Annotated in this window: 14 protein-coding genes; 7 read left to right on the plus strand and 7 right to left on the minus strand. The window is 72.8% G+C overall.

Annotated features, from left to right (window positions below; genetic code table 11):
- Positions 1 to 39 precede the first annotated feature (39 nt).
- Genes ACQPZA_RS26390 through ACQPZA_RS26400 form a run of 3 tightly spaced genes read left to right on the plus strand, consistent with a single transcriptional unit; the run spans position 40 to position 1,892 of the window.
- Positions 40 to 555: a MarR family winged helix-turn-helix transcriptional regulator gene (locus ACQPZA_RS26390; protein ID WP_312859370.1), complete on the plus strand. Its 516-nt coding sequence runs from the start codon at positions 40 to 42 to the stop codon at positions 553 to 555.
- A 43-nt stretch (positions 556 to 598) separates the two neighbouring features.
- A complete protein-coding gene (locus ACQPZA_RS26395) occupies positions 599 to 931 on the plus strand; it encodes a DUF3140 domain-containing protein (RefSeq protein ID WP_169398431.1) in 333 nt (110 codons plus the stop codon).
- A gap of 52 nt (positions 932 to 983) precedes the next feature.
- Entirely contained in the window at positions 984 to 1,892 is a 909-nt protein-coding gene (locus tag ACQPZA_RS26400) for a ketopantoate reductase family protein (RefSeq protein ID WP_433274764.1), read from the plus strand.
- Here the strand turns inward: ACQPZA_RS26400 and ACQPZA_RS26405 are convergent.
- Together ACQPZA_RS26405 and ACQPZA_RS26410 are read right to left on the minus strand one after the other, a co-directional pair.
- Positions 1,879 to 2,706, minus strand: a complete 828-nt coding sequence (locus ACQPZA_RS26405) for an NAD(P)-dependent oxidoreductase (protein WP_433274766.1) — start codon at positions 2,704 to 2,706, stop codon at positions 1,879 to 1,881. The genes ACQPZA_RS26400 and ACQPZA_RS26405 overlap by 14 nt on opposite strands.
- 40 nt (positions 2,707 to 2,746) lie before the next feature.
- On the minus strand, positions 2,747 to 3,655 hold the full coding sequence (locus ACQPZA_RS26410) for an NAD(P)-dependent oxidoreductase (RefSeq protein WP_433274768.1): 909 nt from the start codon (positions 3,653 to 3,655) through the stop codon (positions 2,747 to 2,749).
- A 36-nt stretch (positions 3,656 to 3,691) separates the two neighbouring features.
- Here ACQPZA_RS26410 and ACQPZA_RS26415 point away from each other — a divergent pair, with 36 nt between their 5' ends.
- Together ACQPZA_RS26415 and ACQPZA_RS26420 are read left to right on the plus strand one after the other, a co-directional pair.
- Positions 3,692 to 7,027, plus strand: coding sequence for a BTAD domain-containing putative transcriptional regulator (locus tag ACQPZA_RS26415; protein ID WP_433274770.1), 3,336 nt, complete (start codon positions 3,692 to 3,694; stop codon positions 7,025 to 7,027).
- Between the two features lie 372 nt (positions 7,028 to 7,399).
- On the plus strand, positions 7,400 to 8,836 hold the full coding sequence (locus ACQPZA_RS26420) for a hypothetical protein (protein WP_433274772.1): 1,437 nt from the start codon (positions 7,400 to 7,402) through the stop codon (positions 8,834 to 8,836).
- Here ACQPZA_RS26420 and ACQPZA_RS26425 read toward each other — a convergent pair.
- Genes ACQPZA_RS26425 through ACQPZA_RS26440 form a run of 4 tightly spaced genes read right to left on the minus strand, consistent with a single transcriptional unit; the run spans position 8,830 to position 13,894 of the window.
- Positions 8,830 to 9,270: a nitroreductase family deazaflavin-dependent oxidoreductase gene (locus tag ACQPZA_RS26425; protein ID WP_433274774.1), complete on the minus strand. Its 441-nt coding sequence runs from the start codon at positions 9,268 to 9,270 to the stop codon at positions 8,830 to 8,832. The two genes, ACQPZA_RS26420 and ACQPZA_RS26425, sit on opposite strands and share 7 nt — an antisense overlap.
- A gap of 37 nt (positions 9,271 to 9,307) precedes the next feature.
- Positions 9,308 to 10,855, minus strand: a complete 1,548-nt coding sequence (locus ACQPZA_RS26430; RefSeq protein WP_433274776.1) for a GMC family oxidoreductase — start codon at positions 10,853 to 10,855, stop codon at positions 9,308 to 9,310.
- On the minus strand, positions 10,852 to 12,402 hold the full coding sequence (locus ACQPZA_RS26435; RefSeq protein WP_433274777.1) for an APC family permease: 1,551 nt from the start codon (positions 12,400 to 12,402) through the stop codon (positions 10,852 to 10,854). Before ACQPZA_RS26435 ends, ACQPZA_RS26430 begins: the two co-directional genes overlap by 4 nt.
- 25 nt (positions 12,403 to 12,427) lie before the next feature.
- On the minus strand, positions 12,428 to 13,894 hold the full coding sequence (locus tag ACQPZA_RS26440) for an aldehyde dehydrogenase family protein (protein WP_433274779.1): 1,467 nt from the start codon (positions 13,892 to 13,894) through the stop codon (positions 12,428 to 12,430).
- A gap of 68 nt (positions 13,895 to 13,962) precedes the next feature.
- Here ACQPZA_RS26440 and ACQPZA_RS26445 point away from each other — a divergent pair, with 68 nt between their 5' ends.
- Positions 13,963 to 14,742 (plus strand): IclR family transcriptional regulator, encoded by a 780-nt coding sequence (locus ACQPZA_RS26445; protein ID WP_433274781.1) that lies wholly within the window; start codon positions 13,963 to 13,965, stop codon positions 14,740 to 14,742.
- A 50-nt stretch (positions 14,743 to 14,792) separates the two neighbouring features.
- Here ACQPZA_RS26445 and ACQPZA_RS26450 read toward each other — a convergent pair whose 3' ends face one another.
- Positions 14,793 to 15,650, minus strand: coding sequence for an endonuclease domain-containing protein (locus ACQPZA_RS26450; RefSeq protein WP_433274783.1), 858 nt, complete (start codon positions 15,648 to 15,650; stop codon positions 14,793 to 14,795).
- 183 nt (positions 15,651 to 15,833) lie between these two features.
- Here ACQPZA_RS26450 and ACQPZA_RS26455 point away from each other — a divergent pair, with 183 nt between their 5' ends.
- Entirely contained in the window at positions 15,834 to 16,883 is a 1,050-nt protein-coding gene (locus ACQPZA_RS26455; RefSeq protein ID WP_433274785.1) for an esterase-like activity of phytase family protein, read from the plus strand.
- Positions 16,884 to 16,891: the final 8 nt, after the last annotated feature.

Raw genomic sequence — 16,891 nt, forward strand, 5'->3', positions numbered from 1 at the left:
ACATCGCTGACTCCTGTTCCGGGCGGCTAAGCTGAGAGGGTGACCACACCGCCCACCGCCGAGTCCGATCTCGGCTGGGCGCTCGGCGCCGTGATGCGGTCCTACCTGCGGGCCGCCCACGACGCCGTCGGCGCCGTGCCCGGTGGGCCGCGGGGCTACCAGGTGCTCTCCATGGCCTTCCGCGGCGAACAGCGCAGCCAGCTCGCGCTGGCCCAGCACCTCGGCGTCGACCGCACCGTGATGACCTACCTGCTCGACGATCTGGAGAGCGCAGGGCTCGTCGAGCGCAGACCCGATCCGGCCGACCGCCGGGCCCGGCGCATCGTGCTCACCGACGCGGGCACCGAGAAGCTGTGCGACCTGGAGCGGCGGCTGCGCGCCGCCGAGGACGAGCTCCTCGACCCGCTCGACCCCGCGGAGCAGGAGGTGCTGCGCGGCCTCCTGGATCGCGTCGCCACCCGCACCGCCACCGCCACCGACAACCCCTGCGCGGTTGCGCAGGAGATGCAGGACGAGCTGGCCGCACCGGCTGTCACGCCCCGTCGCAGGCGCTGAAGCGGTACGCATCGCGCAACGGCGATCGGGGTAGGCCGCAGTCATGGCTGATGTCGACGACGAGCTGTGGGACGAGTTCCACCGCGTGGTGAACATGACCTCGCACGAGCTGAGGGACTGGCTCCTCACCCGCGACGCGGGCGAGGAGGCCGAGCAGATCCCGGACCAGGCCGGCTCCCCCACCGGGCGCGAGGTGCTGGCGATCCTCGGCAAACGGCGCCGCGACGTCACCACGGAGGACGCGCACGTCATGCGCCGTGTCGTCGACCGGGTGCACGAGCAGCGCCGCGACGACCTCGAACCTACGGCCGGCCAGGCCGCGTGGCGGCATAAGCTGATGTCGCTCGGACACGACCCGCTCAAACCGGTGGACTGACGTGCCGCGGCCGGTTCGCCCCTGACGCCGGTGACGGCGGCGAGGAGGACCTGTGGCAGGCACCACCCATCGCATCGCGATCCTCGGGGCCGGAGCCGTCGGCGGCATGCTGGGCGTGCTCCTGGCCGACGCCGGGCACGACGTCACCGTGCTGGCCACCGACCGCACCAGCACCGCGATCAACGTCAACGGGCTGAGCCTGCGCAGCGGCCGGTACGGCGACATCGACGTCCGCGTCCCGGCGCGGCCGTGGCTCACGGCCCCGGTCGACCTCGTCTTCGTCACGGTCAAGGCCCCGGCCCTGCTCGATGCGCTGACGAGGGTCCCGCCGGCGCTGGTGTCCGGGGCCACCGTGGTCCCGCTGCTCAACGGGATCGACCACGTGCCGTTGCTGCGCGCCGTCCTCCCCGGCGCCGCCGTGGTGCCCATGACCGTGGGGGTGGAGGCCACCCGCATCGGTCCGGGCGTCATCGAACACGTCTCCCCGTTCGCCGACTACGCGATCTCCGCCGGGGCCCGCGACGGCGGGCTCGACCCCGGTTCCGTGCTGCGGGAGGCGGGCCTCGACGTGGATGCCTCGGCGCCCGACGAGGCCACCCTGCTGTGGCGCAAGCTCTCGTTCCTCTGCCCGCACGCGCTGATCACCACGAGCACGCGGGCCCCGCTCGGACCGGCCCGTGAGGGCCGGCCCGATGTGCTCCACGGCCTGGTCACCGAGACCGCGGCCGCCGCGGCGGCCGACGGCGCCCGGATCGACCCGGCCGCGGTGGCGCAGCGGCTCGCCTCGCTGCCGGGGACCATGCAGTCCTCGATGCTCAAGGACGCGCTGGGCGGATCCGTCCTGGAGCTCGACGCCATCGCCGGTCCGGTGCTGCGCTCCGCTCCCGACGGTGCGCCGGTCACCCGCAGCGTCGTCGCCCAGATCGTCGGCGCAGGCGAGCCCGCCGCTACCCCTTCCTGATCACCTCGTACAGGCTCGGCCAGCCGTCCTTGCCGTGGCCTGCGGCGATGGCGCGGTCGTACAACGCCTTGACCGCCACCGGCAGGGCGGGCTCGATGCCGGTGCTCCGCGCGGTGCCCACGATGTGGTCCGCCGTCGCGCCCATCATCGTGACGTTCGCCTGGTCGCCCGGGTACCGGCCGGCGTCGATCTCCCGGGCGGCATCGGCCAGGTACATGGACAGCGAGTTCGCGTTGTCCACCGCGTAGGGGAGGAACTCCGTCGCGGACACACCGGCCGTGCCCACCAGCGCGGTCGCGTACAGGTACGCCGCCAGCGACGTGAGGAACAGCGACAGCTGGGCCTGGTAGTACAGCTGGGCCAGGCCGGGGTCCTCGCCGCGGTGGTCGGGCCGTCCGATCACCCGCAGCGTCGGCTCGTGGGCGTCGAACGTCGCCCGCGGGCCGCTGTAGAAGACGTAGGCCGCCTCGGTGCCCACCAGCTCCTCCGGCACCATGATCCCGCCGGTGAGCAGCACCGCTGCGCGCTCGGCCAGCCACGCCGCCGCCTCCCGCGTCCGCTCCGGGGTGTCGGAGCTCAGGTTGACCACCACCCGGCCCGCCAGCTCGGCTTCCGCCTGCCCCAGCACGTCGTACATCGCGGCGTAGTCGGTGAGGCTCAGGAGCACCAGCCGGTTCGCGGCCACCGCCTCCCCCGCCGTGGCCGCCCGTACCGCGCCGGCCTCCACGAGGGCATCCGCCCGGCCGGGCGTGCGGTTCCACACGGTGGTGCGGTGCCCGGCTGCGAGGAACCTGCGCACCATCGCCTGGCCCACGGGCCCAGGCCGATCACCGTCACCGGCTCGATCTCACCCATCAGTTCTCCCGTCCGTCGATCTCGTTCAGTGACCGGCGCCCCACCAGCAGCTCGATCACGCTCGTGATGTCCTCGTGGCCGTGCCCGTCGGCGACCCGGCGGTCCATGAGCCCGGCCAGCGGGAGCAGCAGCTCCGTGCCGACCCCCTGGGACTCGGCGACCTCGACGAGGTGGACGTAGCTCGCCGCCTGCATGGCGAGCGTGGCGTCCACCCCGGTCCCGTAGTCGCCCGTGTCGATCTGCTCCGCCGAGCCGGTGACGAAGTCGCTCATGCTGCCCAGCCACTCGCGGAGCACGGGAGCGAACTCCGTGGCCGAGCCGCCCGCCGAGCGGATCAGCGCGAAGGCTTGCAGGGCACCACCGAACATCCCGTACATCCCGCTGAGCAGGGCAAGGTCCTGCAGGGACGCCGCCCCCGGGTCGGCACCGGCGAAGCGGCTCCCACCGAGGGCGTCCAGGGTCGCGCGGTGGGCGTCGAACACCCCGCGCGCTCCGCTGTAGAGCACGAACGCCCCGGGCGTTCCGATCATCGGCGGGACCGCCATGATCCCACCGTCCAGGTGCTCGGCTCCCCGCTCGCGGGCCCAGGCGTCCAGCTCCCGGGCCTGCTCCGGGGTGCCGGTGGTGAGGTTGACCAGGACTCGGCCGGCAAGGGCGTCGCCCACCGGGTCGAGGACCTCGTGCACCGAACGGTGGTCCTGCAGGCAGACCACCACCAGCCGGTTCGCCGCGAGGGCCGCTTCGGCCGTCCCGGTGGTCGCGGCACCCGCGGCGACGAGCGCCGCCTCCTTGCCCGGTGTGCGGTTCCACACCGTGACCGGTCGCCCGGCGGCGAGGAACGCCCCGGCCAGCGCGCTGCCCATGGCGCCCAGGCCGAGCACCGTCACTCCCTTGTCGTCATCGGTCATGGCGTCAGCCTGGCGAGGGCCGCGCACGGTTCGCTGGTGGTCCACGCACGATTCGTGGCCCATTTCGTCGGGGCCGCCGGTTACGGTCTGTTCGTGCGCTTCGGAGTGCTCGGCCCGCTGGCCGTGTGGACGTCGGAGGGCCGTTCCGTACGCGTTCCCGAGCGGAAGGTCCGTGCGCTGCTGGCCGATCTGCTCGTCCACGACGGGCGGCCGGTCTCGGCCGAACGGCTGCTCCACGACCTGTGGGGCGAGCAGCTGCCGGGCCACCCGGGCAACACGCTGCAGACGAAGGTGTCGCAGCTGCGCAAGGCGTTGGAGGACGCCGAGCCCGGCGGCCGCGAGCTCGTCGTCCATCAGCCACCGGGCTACCGGCTGCGGGCCGAGGCCTGCTCCGTCGATGCCCGGCAGTTCCGTGCGCTCACCGCGCGCGCCCGGGCGAGCGCCGAGCCACGGGCACGCGCCGGCCTGCTGTCCGAGGCGCTGGCGCTCTTCCGGGGGCCCGTGCTGGCCGACGTCGCCCACGAGCCGTTCGCCGCCCCGGCGATCCGCGCGCTGGAGGAGGAGCGGCTGGTCGCGGTGGAGGAGCGGGCCGAGGCGCTGCTCGCGCCGTCCGGGCCCGTCGACGGCGCGCTGCTCGGCGAGCTGGAGGAGCTGGTCACCCGGCATCCGTTGCGGGAGCGGCTGCGTGCCGTGCACATGCGCGCGCTCCACCGGGCGGGGCGGCCCACCGAGGCCCTCACGAGTTTCTCCGTGCTGCGGAGACGGCTGGTCGACGAGCTCGGGCTCGAACCCGGCCCCGAGCTCTCCGCCCTGCAGCAGGCGGTACTGGCGCAGGATCCGGCGCTGGCCGGCCCTCCTGCACCCGCCCGCGCCCGCACGAACCTCCCCGCCCGGATCACCGAACTGGTCGGCCGGGCCGCCGCCGTCCAGGAGGTGCACGCGCTGCTCGGCCGCGCCCGGCTGGTCACGCTCACGGGGCCGGGGGGCGTCGGGAAGACGAGCCTGGCGGTGGAGACGGCACGCCGGCGGGCCGACGCCGGCGGTGACACGTGGCTGGTCGAGCTCGCCGGCATCGACCGGCAGGTCGGCGCGCAGTCACACTGCCCGGTCTCGGAGCGGCTGGTGGAGGTGGTGGCGGCGGCGGTCGGCGTGCGCGACGACCCGGGCGCCGCCGACCTGGTCGAGCGGCTCGCCGAGGCGCTGCGCGCGCAGGAGGCCCTGCTCGTGCTGGACAACTGCGAGCAGGTCGTCGAGCAGGTCGCGGCCGTGGCCCAGCGCCTGCTCCATCTCGCGCCCGGCCTCCGCATCCTCACCACCAGCCGCGAGCCGCTCGGCGTCACCGGCGAGGTGCTGTGGAACGTCACGCCGCTGGAGCTGCCCGAGCGCGGCGCGGAGGGCCACCTCGCCTCGGTGCGGGAAGCCCCGGCCGTCCAGCTGTTCGTCGCCCGAGCCGCCGAGGTCGCGCCCGGGTTCACCCTCGACCACACCACCGCCCCCGCCGTTGCCGCCATCTGCCGGCGACTCGACGGGATCCCGCTCGCGATGGAGCTCGCCGCCACCCGGGTGCGGGCACTCGGGGTGCACGAGCTGCTGCGCCGCCTCGACGACCGGTTCGGGCTGCTGTCCACCGGCGCCCGCGGCGCACCGGCCCGTCAGCAGACGCTCCGGGCGATGATCGACTGGAGCTGGGAGCTGCTCACCCCGCCGGAGCAGGTCGTGCTGCGCCGCCTCGCGGTCCACGCCGAGAGCTGCGGTCTGTCGGCCGCCGAGGAGGTGTGCGCCGACCAGGCCGTGCCGGCGGGCGACGTCCTCACCCTGCTCACCAGGCTCGTCGACCGCTCACTCGTGGTCGCCCAGCCGGGCCCCGCGGGCGAGCCCCGGTTCCGGCTGCTGGAGACCGTCGCCGCCTACTGCCTCCGCCGCGTCGCCGAGGCGGGCGAGACGGAGCCCCTCCACCGGCGGCACTCCCGCCACTACCTGGAGCTCGCCGAGCACGCCGAACCGCTGCTCCGCGGCCCGGAGCAGGGCAGGTGGCTCGAGCGCCTCGACACCGAGTCGGCCAACCTGCGCGCAGCGTTCGAGCACGTCTGCCGTCAGCCCGACGGCGCAGAACCCGCGTTGCGTCTGGTCGCGGCACTCTCCTGGTACTGGCTCCTACGCGGCAGGGTCGGGGAGGCCCGCCGGTCGCTGCGCCGGGCGCTGGCCGCGCCGGGAGCTGCGCCTGCCGGTCTGCGGGCCGTCGTCATGGCGTGGGAGCTCGGCATGGGTGTGCTCGACGGGGAGCGGGCGGTGGATTCCGCTCTCGACCCCGTGCTCGACCTGTCCGGCCCGCACGATCCGGCGGCCTGCGCGCGGGCGCGGTGGTTCGTCGGCTACGCGCTCACCACCGTCGGCCATGTGCGGGGCGAGCAGTTCACGGAGTCCGCACTCACGACGTTCCGTGCACTCGACGACCGCTGGGGCGTCGCCGCCGCTCTCGTCGACCGCATGAGCCAGGCCATGACGAGGGGCGACCTCGCCGGGGCCGGGCACGCCGCCACCCAGGCCGCGGATCTGTTCGGCGAGGTCGGTGACCGGTGGGGGCAGGTGCAGGCGTCCTACGCCGTGGGCACCCTCGCCTCCATCGCGGGCGACTACGAACGGGCCGCCCACCAGCACCGCGCCGGCCTGCGGATGGCCGAGGAGCTCGGCCTGTGGGCCGAGGTCTCCTACCAGCTGTCCTGGCTCGGGCGGGTCGCCCTCCTCACCGGGCGGCACGCGGAGGGCAGGCAGCTGCACGAGCAGGCGGTACGGATGGCCGTCGACCACGGCTTCGCCCCGGGCCGGATCTACGCCGAGACGGGGCTCGCGCTGGGCGCACGCCGGGCGGGCGACCTCGATGCCGCCGAGGAGCACCTGCACACCCTGTTGGGATGGCACGGCGGGGTCGCCCCCGTCCCGGGCGCAGAGCCGGGCAACGCACTCCTCCTCGCCGAGCTCGGCTTCGTGGCCGAACTGCGCGGCGATGCGGCCACGGCCCTGCGGCTGCAGCTCGAGGGCTTCGCGGCCGCGCGTCGCCTCCAGGATCCCCGCGCGGTCGCCCTGGCCATGGAGGGTCTGGCCGGAGCCCTCGCGCTCGCCGGCGAACCCACACGGGCGGCGCGGCTGCTCGGGGCGGCCGGCGCGGCGCGGGAGGCGGTGGGGGCGCCCCTGCCCGAGGCCGAACGCGGCGACGTCAACCGGATCACCGCTACCGCGCGCCGGCAACTGGGCGACGAGGCCTTCACCACGGAGTTCGAGCGGGGTGCCGCGGCACAGCCGGACGACCTCGTGCAGGACGCCACCGCCCACCCCAGCGAGTTGCCCCCTTCCCGCGCGCGAGTCGCCCCGTAACCGCGCCCGAGTCGCCCGGTGATCGCTGCGATATCCGCCGATCCGCCCTCCCCAGGGCCAACACCCGGATCTCGCACGCTCGCCCGGCGGCCCGCCCCCAGCTCCCCCGCGAGTCGCCCGATCTCCACCCGCGAGTCGCCCACTTTCCGCGCCCGAGTCGCCCTGTGCGCCGCACCGGGCCGGACCGCGCGGTACCGAGCGCGCCGCGAGGGATTCGCCCGTTCGCGCGTCTTTTCCCCATGAGGCCGGCTGCACAGTGGGCTACCGTCCGAGGCGGTGGGGGGATGCGCTGAATGCTCCGGGCGGCACCGCGATCGGACGTGCCGTCCTGGGCCGCACGGCGGCTCGGCCCGGCGCCGGTGGGCCGCCGTCGTGGTCGTCCTCGTGGCCGTACTGCTGATCGGCGCCTGCACCGCGCCCGCACCTCCGGTCCCGCTCTCCCCGCAGGTCACGGCGCCAGGCGCGCCCACCACCGTTCTCCCCAGCGACGATCCCGTCGAGCTCGCGGTGGCCACCAGCGCCGCGCTCTACGCGACCGCGCCGGTGGCGGTGCTCACCGCGGCAGGTGACGAGGCCGGGCGGGCGGCCGCGGTCGCGGAGCGGATCGGGGCGCCGCTGCTGCTGACCCCCGCCGACGGGGACACGGCCGGGGTGCGCGCCGAGCTGTCCCGGCTCGGCGCGCGGGCAGTGCTGGCCGTCGGTGACGGGGCCGCGCACTGGGCGTCGGCCGCCGACGGCTCCGCCGAGATCGTCACCGACGAGGCGGCGCTGCCGGCGGTCACCGCACCGCCGCGGCGGCAATCGGTGCTGGTGCTGGCCCAGGACTCCCCCGCCCAGGCCGCCGCCACCGCCACGGCCCGCGCCTCCGGTGCCGAGGTGGTCGTGGTGCCCGGTGCCGACCCGCGGCGCGCTCCCGAACCGCCGCGCCGTCCCGAGCACGTGCTCGCCCTCGGCAGCGCGTTCGGCACGTCCGAGGTGCTCGACCGGCGGCTCGCCGTCGCCGCCACCGGTGTGCAGCTTCCCGGTGGCGGCCAGGTGCTGTTCCCCGGACGACGCATGGTCGCCCTCTACGGCCATCCCGGCGCGCCCGCGCTCGGCGTGCTCGGCGAGCAGGGCGTCGAGGAGTCGGTGAAGCGCGCGCAGGCCCTCGCGGCCGAGTACCAGCCACTGGTGGGCGAACCGGTCGTACCGGCGTTCGAGGTGATCACCACCGTCGCCGACTCCGGCCCGGGGCCGGACGGCGACTACTCCTCCGAGTCGTCCGTCGCGGACCTCCGCCCGTGGGTGGACGCGGCGCGCGGAGCCGGGGTCTACGTCGTGCTCGACCTGCAGCCCGGCCGCAGCGACTTCCTCACCCAGGCCCGGCGCTACGAGGAGTTGCTCGCGCAGCCGCACGTGGGGCTGGCGCTGGACCCCGAATGGCGGCTCGCCCCGCAGCAGCGCCACCGCACCCAGATCGGTTCGGTCGGCGTCGACGAGATCAACTCCGTGATCACCTGGCTCGCCGACCTCACGCGCGACCGCGTGCTCCCGCAGAAGCTGCTCATGGTGCACCAGTTCCGGCTCAGCATGATCAGCGGACGGGAGAAGCTCGACACTTCGCGCGACGAGTTGGGCGTCATCCTGCACGCCGACGGCTTCGGCACTCCCGACCTGAAGCTCCAGACGTGGGCCACGCTGCACGAGGCCCAGCCGTCCGGAGTTCACTGGGGCTGGAAGAACTTCTACGACGAGGACCGGCCGATGTTCACTCCCGCCCAGACAATGGCGGTCGGGCCCGAAGCACCGGTGTTCGTCTCCTTTCAGTAGGTTCGGTCGCGCGGCGCCGGGGTGAGGATCACCACCGGGATCGTCCGGCTCGTCTTCTCCTGGTACTCCCCGAACCGGGGCAGGGCGGCCGCCTGCCGGGCGAAGAGCTCGCTGCGCTCCGGCTCCTCCGCGACGGTCGCAGTGGCGGGGAGGGTCTCGTCACCCACCTCCACCTGCACCGACGGGCTCGCGACGACGTTGTGGAACCAGTCCGGGTGCCGCGGCGCGCCCCGGTCGCTCGCGAAGACGACGAACCGGTCGCCGTCGGGGAGATACGTCAGGGGATTGACCCTCTCCTGGCCGGTCCGTGCGCCGACGGTGTGCAAGAGCAGTATCGGCGAAGCCGCGAAACGGCCGCCGACCTTTCCCCGGTTCGCCCGGAAGGTGGCGATGACGGGTGGATTGACCTCGGCCCAATTGGGCTGTTCCGACATGCTCTCCACCGCATCATCGCCACCACCGGACGTCAAATCATCGTCGGAGCAGTTCGCTCGCTTTCTCCCCGATCATCATGCAGGTGATGTTGGGGTTGATCGCCGGCAGGAACGGCAGGATCGACGCGTCGGCCACCCGCAGCCCGGCCACCCCGCGCACCCGCAGCTGCGGGTCCACCACGGCCATCGGGTCGCCGTCCGGCCCCATCTTCGCGGTGCACGCCGGGTGGTAGACGGTGTTGTGCGTCTTGGTGACGTAGTCCACCAGCTCGTCGTCGGTGACCACGTCCGGTCCGGGCGCGAGCTCGCGCGTCACCCACTCCTTGAGCGGCTGCTGCTCGCCGATGCGACGCGCGAGCTTCAGCCCGGCGAGCATCACGGCCATGTCGTGGCCGTCGGGGTCGGTGAAGTAGCGCGGGTCGACCTTGGGCCGGTCCCGGAAGTCGCGCGTGCGCAGCCGCACGGTGCCCCGCGACCGGCCCCGTGTGACGTTCGGGGTGAGGCAGAACCCGTTGTCGGTGGTCGGGTAGCCCCACCGCACGGTGTTCAGGTCGAACGGCACCGAGCCGTAGTGCATCATCAGGTCCGGCCGGTCGAGTCCGGGTTCGGTGCGCGTGAACAGCCCGATCTCCCACCACTGGGTGGACCGGGTGACCATCGGCTTCGCCGCCTCCCACATCACGAGGCCCTCGACGTGGTCGTCCAGATTGGACCCGACGCCCGGCGCGTCCACCAGCACGTCGATGCCGAAGTCGCGCAGGTGCTCGGCCGGACCGATCCCGGAGAGCATCAGCAGCTTCGGGGTGTCGATCGACCCGGCCGACAGCACCACCTCGCGGCGCGCCGTGACCGTGCGCCGACCGGGGCCGATGTCCTGCTGGTACTCGACGCCCGTGGCTCTGTTCCCCTCGAACAGCACGCGGGACGCCCACGCACCCGTGCGGATCTCCAGGTTCGGGCGCGAACCCATGATGGGGTGCAGGTACGCCCGCGACGAGGACGCACGCGTGCCGTCGGGCTCCCGGTTGATCTGGAAGAACCCGGCGCCCTCACAGACCGTGGCGCCGTCGTTGAACCGCACGGTCGGCAGCCCGACGGCGGCGGCGGCCTCCAGCACCGCCACGCCGCACGGGTCGTCCGGCTCAACCTGCATGATCGTGACGGGGCCGGAGCGACCGTGCCCCGACCACGGCCCGTCGTTGGTCTCCAGACGCTCGATCAACGGCCAGCACTCGTCGGCGCTCCAGCCCTCGCACCCCATCGACGCCCACTCGTCGAGGTCCTCACGCGGCGTCCAGAACGCGATGCACGAGTTGTGCGACGAGCACCCGCCGAGCACCTTCGCCCGCGCGTGGCGCAGGAAGCTGTTGCCGTGCTCCTGGGGCTCGACGAGGTAGTCCCAGTCGTAGCCGGAGTCGAGCAGCGCCATCCAGTCGGTGAGCTTCAGGATCACCGGGTCGTCCACATCGGACGGACCTGCCTCCAGCAGACACACCGTCACGTCCGGGTCCTCGGACAGCCGGGCGGCGAGAGCGCAGCCCGACGAGCCGCCGCCGACGATCACGTAGTCGAACAGCTCACTCACGCCTGGCTCCCCTCCGGGAACGGGTCAGCGGGCCGGGGGGACGGGTCGACGTCGAGCTGCTTCGCGAGGTGCTCGGGCAGGGTGCCGACCTGGTGCCGGCCGCGCAGCAGGAACCAGCCCAGCCCGATGACGACCACACCGCCGATGAAGATGAACGCGGTCCAGGCCAGCACGCCCTCGCCGTAGACCTCCGGGCGGGGCCACGCGAGGTTGAGGGCCATCAGCCCGCCCCACAGCACGGCGATGATGTTGACCGGCAGACCCCAGCGCCCGAGCGAGAAGTAGCCGTCCTTTCCGCCCGACGGCCCCGGCCACTCGCCGCGGAACCGCTTGACCAGCATCGGCGCCGTCACCAGCAGGTACGCGATGTAGATCATGATGATCGCGACGCTGGTGACCGCCGTGAAGATCTCCCGCGAGCCGATGTTGACCACGAGGATCAGCACCGCGGCCACGCCGATCAGCACCGCCGGGATGAGCGGGGTCTTGCGCTTGGGGTCGAGGTGGGCGAGCCGGGCGGAGCCCGGGAGCGCGTTGTCACGGGCCATCGCGAACATGAGCCGGATCGCCGCGGTGTGCACGGCGAGCGCGCAGACCGTGATCGCGATGATCACCGCGAAGAGCAGGACGGTGCCGGTGGGGCCACCGAGCACGGACAGGATGATGTACTGCAGGCCGTTCTCCGCGATCGCCGGGTCGGAGAGGTCGGGGGCGGCGAGGATGGCGAACAGCAGGATCAGCCCGCCGATGATGAACGACGCGATCACGGCGCGCAGGATCGCCGAGGGCGCGGTGCGTCGGGGGTCGACCGTCTCCTCACCGAGCGAGCTGGCGGTGTCGAAGCCGTACATGACGTAGGCACTGGCGAGCGTGGCGATGAGGAACGGCCCGAAGTAGCCGAGGTTCGTCCCGGCGCCGAGGCCCTGGGTGTCGAGCAGCACCGTCGGCGGGTTGACGATGTTGATCGCGAGCAGCACCACCAGGATCACGGCGGCGATGAGCTCGATGAAGACCCCGACGCTGTTGATGCGCGACATCAGCTTCACGCCGATGGCGTTGACGATCGTCGTGAAGGCGACGAGGACGATGCCCCAGAGCACGCCGGAGACCGCGAAGTCGGTGTCGCCCGACCCGTCCCCGATGAGCTGGAAGCCGCTCCAGATCTGCGGCAGCGTGGTCTGGTAGCCCAGCGCGACCGCGGCGATCGTGACGACCGAGGCCATGAACATCATCCAGCCCGCGAGCCAGGACGTCGTGGGGCCGGCGAGGCGCTTCGACCAGTTGTAGACCGAGCCGGCCACGGGGTACCGCGCGGCCAGCTCCGCGAAGCACAGCGCCACCATGACCTGGCCGATGAACACCAGTGGCCACGACCACCAGTAGGCGGGGCCGCCGAAGGCGTAACCGAAGTAGAACAGCTGGAACGTGCCCGTCAGGATCGAGATGTAGCTGATGCCAGCCGCGAAGCTGGCGAACTTTCCGATGCTGCGGTCGAGCGACTGGCTGTAGCCGAATTCGGCGAGCCCGTCGTCCTGGGGAGCGCTCACCGCGGACCTCCTGCTGATGGGGTGATTAGTGCGTGAACCACCGCACCGGCTTCGGTGCGGTGTTGTGCCAGATGTGCTTGTGTTCCTGGTACTCGGCCAGCCCCGTCGGGCCGAGTTCCCGTCCGTTCCCCGAACGCTTGAAACCGCCCCACTCCGCACCGGGGATGTACGGGTGGTAGTCGTTGATCCAGACCGTGCCGTGCCGCAGGGCCCGCGCCACCCGCTCGGCGCGGCCGATGTCGGACGTCCACACCGCGCCTGCCAGGCCGTACTCGGTGTCGTTGCCGAGCGCGATGGCCTCCTCCTCGTCCGCGAACCGCTCCACGGTGAGGATCGGGCCGAAGGTCTCCTCGCGGACCACGCGCATCTCGCGGTGCACGTCGGCGAACACGGTGGGCCGGTAGAAGAAGCCCTTCTGCAGCTCGGGCTCCTCGGGACGCCGGCCGCCCACCACCAGCCGGGCGCCCTCGGCCTGCGCCGACGCCACGTACTCCTCGATCTTGGCGCGGTGGGCGGCCGACACGAGCGGACCGACCTCGCTGCCCTCGTCCAGACCGTTGCCCAGCCGGATCAGCTCGGCCCGCCGTCCGATCTCGGCCACCAGGTCGTCGTGCATCTCGTCCTGCACGATCAGCCGGGCGCCTCCCGAGCAGACCTGCCCGGAGTGCAGGAACACCGCGGTGAGCGCGTAGTCGACCGCGGTCTCGAAGTCGGTGTCGGCGAAGACGATGTTGGGGTTCTTGCCGCCGAGCTCGACGGCCACCCGCTTCACGGTGGCCGCGGACGCCCGGATGATCGCCTGGCCGGTGGCGAGGCCGCCGGTGAAGCTGACCATGTCGACGGCCGGATGCTCCGTGAGCGGGGCGCCGACGCTGCGGCCGTCACCCAGCACGACGTTGACCACGCCGGCAGGCACGCCCGCCTCCTCGAGCAGCCGCACCAGCAGCACGCTCGTCAGCGGCGTCACCTCGCTCGGCTTGATCACCATCGTGTTGCCTGCCGCGATCGCGGGCGCGACCTTCCACGACAGCTGCAGCAGCGGGTAGTTCCACGGGGTGATGAGCACGCACACGCCGATCGGCTCGGGCACGACCCGGCTCAGGACGTGCGCCTGCCCGGTGTCGACGACGCGGCCCGCGTCCTTGCCTGCGAGATCGGCGTAGTAGCGGAAGACCGCCGTGACGTCGTCGACGTCGATGCGGCTCTCCACGAGCGTCTTGCCGGTGTCGAGCGTCTCGGTGCGGGCGATCTCCTCCTTGTCCCGCACGAGCAGGTCGGCAACACGCCGCAGCAGCGCCCCGCGCTCGGCCGCCGGGACCCGGCGCCACGGCCCCGTGTCGAACGCGGCCCGGGCCGCGAGCACCGCCCGATCGACGTCGTCAGGACCGGCTTGGTCGACCGTCTCGAGCACGCTCGCATCGAACGGGTTGATCACATCGGCGGTTCCACCGGACCCGGAGATCCATGCTCCGTCAACGAAGAGGCTGGGCACGCGCTGATCGTCCTCAGCCCGCTCCGGACGTCAAGCGCGGTATCCGTTTTGATGCATATAGTTTCGTTATGAGCAACATGGGGGGGCGAGACGGCGGAGTCCAGTCGGTGGATCGGGCGATCAGCGTGCTGGAGATCCTGGCCCGGCGGGGCGAGGCGGGGGTCAGCGAGCTGGCGGCGGAGATCGACGTCCACAAGTCCACCGCGTTCCGGCTCCTCGGCGCCCTGGAGGGCCGCGGCCTCGTCGAACAGGCCGGTGAGCGCGGCAAGTACCGGCTCGGGTTCGGCCTGATCCCGCTGGCCGGAGCGGTCGCCGACCGGCTGGAGGTCACGCGCCAGGGCCGGGTCGTCTACGAGCAGCTCGCCGCCGACCTGGGCGAGACGATCAACGTGGCCGTCCTGCAGGAGCACTGGGCGGTCAACATCGACCAGGCCATGGGCCCCTCCACCGTCGCCACCCACAACTGGATCGGACGCCTCACCCCGCTGCACTGCACCTCGAGCGGGAAGGTGCTGCTCGCCCATCTCGACACCGAACGGCGGGCCGCGCTGCTCGCCGCGTCCGGGATGCCGGCGCTCACCCCGAGCACGGTCACCTCCGCCGAGGCCCTCGATGCCGAGCTGGATCGGGTGCGCAAGGCGGGCGTCGCGGTGGTCGTCGAGGAGTACGAGGTCGGGCTGAACGCCGCGGCCGCCCCCGTGCTCGACCGTTCCGGCGAGGTGATCGCGGCGCTGAGCGTGAGCGGCCCCGCCTACCGGATGGACGCCGACCGCCTGTCCGAGATGACGACGCCCCTGTGCACGGCGGCGGCGGAGATGAGCAGGAGGATGGGCTGGTTCGGGCGGTGAGATGGACACCAGTGCGGCCGGATCGAGGTCCGAGAGCACTGGTGTCCATCTCACGCCCCGAGCGCCCGGCGGATCTTCGCCGCGATCTCGTCCGGTTCGCCGTACACCTCGTACTTCGCGAAGCGGTACATCCGCCAGCCCTGGTCCACCAGCGCCGTGTACCGGCCGACGTCACGCAGCACGCGCTCGGGGCTCCCGTGGTCGGCGCCTTCGTACTCGATACCGATCCGCTGCTCCGGGTAGGCCATGTCCAGCCAGACCGCCCGGCGCACGCGGTCGTCGAGCACCGGATACTGCACCTCGGGTACAGGCAGCCCGCGCAGCACGAGCACCAGGCGCAACCGTGTCTCCATCGGCGAGCCCGCACGGGCGTCCGACAGCGAGACGGCGCGCGGCAGACCGGAGCGGCCGCGCGCCCGCGGATACCGGGCGGCGAGCCGAAGGATCTGCTCCGGGGCGAAACGGCCACGGTTGGCCAGGGCATCGACGGCAACGACCGCCTCCACCGGCTCCTGCCACCTGGCCAGGTCGTAGGCCGTCCGCACGGGCGTGGTGACCAGCACCCCGTTGCACTGCTGCACCTCGTCACGGGCCAACCGGTCGCGGTGCAGCACCAGGCCGGGATGCGACCGTGGCCCACCGCCGGGCACCGTCAGTTCCGCGGGTGCACCCTGCGGTCCGCAGGAGGCGCCGAGCAGCGCGGCCGCCGAGTACCCCGACACCACTCCACGACCTCCGCCGAGCAGGTAGGCGGCCCGGGAACGCAGCACCGGGTCCAGCGGCTGCGCCCGGACCGGGGTGTAGATGTCGGGGAAGATCCGGAGGTATCTCGGCCCGCGCAGCTGGGCCTTGGTCACCAGCCCGGCCCGCACGGCAGCGGACCCCCGGAACACATCGGGCAGTGACACGCCTGGAGCATCGCGGAGCCCCCGCAGTCCCGAGGCGTTTCGCGGATATCCCCGTGTGAGATGGACCTGAGCGCTGTCCCTTCTGTGTCGAACGACGCTCCTGTCCATCTCGCGGACTTCCCGGTGCGCGGTGTGGATCACAACGTTGCGTCACCCAGGGTGACGGTCCTCTAGCGTGGCCGCGTGATCACGCGCGTTGCACTCGGCCTCACCACCGCACTGGCTGCGGTCGCCGTCGGGACCGTCGTCGGACCGGCCGCGCCGGCGAGCGCGGCCACCCCCGACACCGGCCACGCCTGCTCGCCGTCGGTGGACATCACGTCGTTCTCCGACGCCCTCGACAAGACCACCTTCGACAACACGTTCGTCGGCAACCTCTCGGCCCTCGCGGTCGACCCGGACGGCGGGATCGACGCCCTCTCCGACCGGTCGTCGCTGTTCACCCTCAACGCCACGACGTTCGCGCCGACCCGCGTGGTGAGCCTCGCCGACGAGAACGGCCAGCCGCTCGACTCCGAGGGCCTGGCCATCGACCATGACGGCACCCGGTTGATCACGTCCGAGGTCGAGCCGTCCATCCGCCGTTACGACCGCGACGGCAAGCTGCTCGGCCGGCTCCCCGTGCCGGACGCCCTGCGCGTCGCCCCGGCCGGGCGGGCGACCACGAACCTGACGTTCGAGGGCCTGACCCTGCAGCCGGGCGACCACACGCTGATCGCGTCGATGGAGGGCCCGCTCTCCGGCGACGACGCCGACCTCGTGCGCTTCCAGACCTGGAACCGCAAGGGCGCGAAGGGCGGCGACTTCACCCTCGCCGCCCAGTACGGCTACAAGGTGGACCCCGGCCTCGGTGTCTCCGACATCACCGCCACCGGTGACGGCAGGCTGTTCGTGCTCGAGCGCGGCTTCACCACCGGCGTGGGCAACACCATCCACCTGTACCTCGCCGACCCGCGCCACGCGACCGACGTCAGCGGCGTGCAGGACCTCACCGCGAAGACCGACGCGAAGCTCATCCCCAAGACGCTCCTGGCGGACATCGGCAAGTGCCCCAGCCTGGGCGCCACGGCCAAGCAGCCCCAGCCCAACCCGCTGCTGGACAACATCGAGGGCATCGCCGTCGTCGGCAAGGACCGCAACCGGCTGAAGCTGCTCCTGGTCAGTGACGACAACCAGGGCGCCAACCAGACGACCCGGCTGTACTCGCTGACCGTGGACCTCCCGAAGGGGTGAACCGCGGG

Origin of the sequence: Pseudonocardia xinjiangensis, from assembly GCF_050948425.1 — a bacterium.
In the GTDB taxonomy this organism is placed as follows: domain Bacteria; phylum Actinomycetota; class Actinomycetes; order Mycobacteriales; family Pseudonocardiaceae; genus Pseudonocardia; species Pseudonocardia xinjiangensis.

Bases quoted from the DNA above. Each gene is read 5' to 3' on its own strand.
- ACQPZA_RS26395 (WP_169398431.1), top strand. From the start codon at position 599: ATGGCTGATGTCGACGACGAGCTGTGGGACGAGTTCCACCGCGTGGTG.
- ACQPZA_RS26445 (WP_433274781.1), top strand. From the start codon at position 13,963: ATGAGCAACATGGGGGGGCGAGACGGCGGAGTCCAGTCGGTGGATCGG.
- ACQPZA_RS26425 (WP_433274774.1), bottom strand. From the start codon at position 9,270: ATGTCGGAACAGCCCAATTGGGCCGAGGTCAATCCACCCGTCATCGCC.
- ACQPZA_RS26410 (WP_433274768.1), bottom strand. From the start codon at position 3,655: ATGACCGATGACGACAAGGGAGTGACGGTGCTCGGCCTGGGCGCCATG.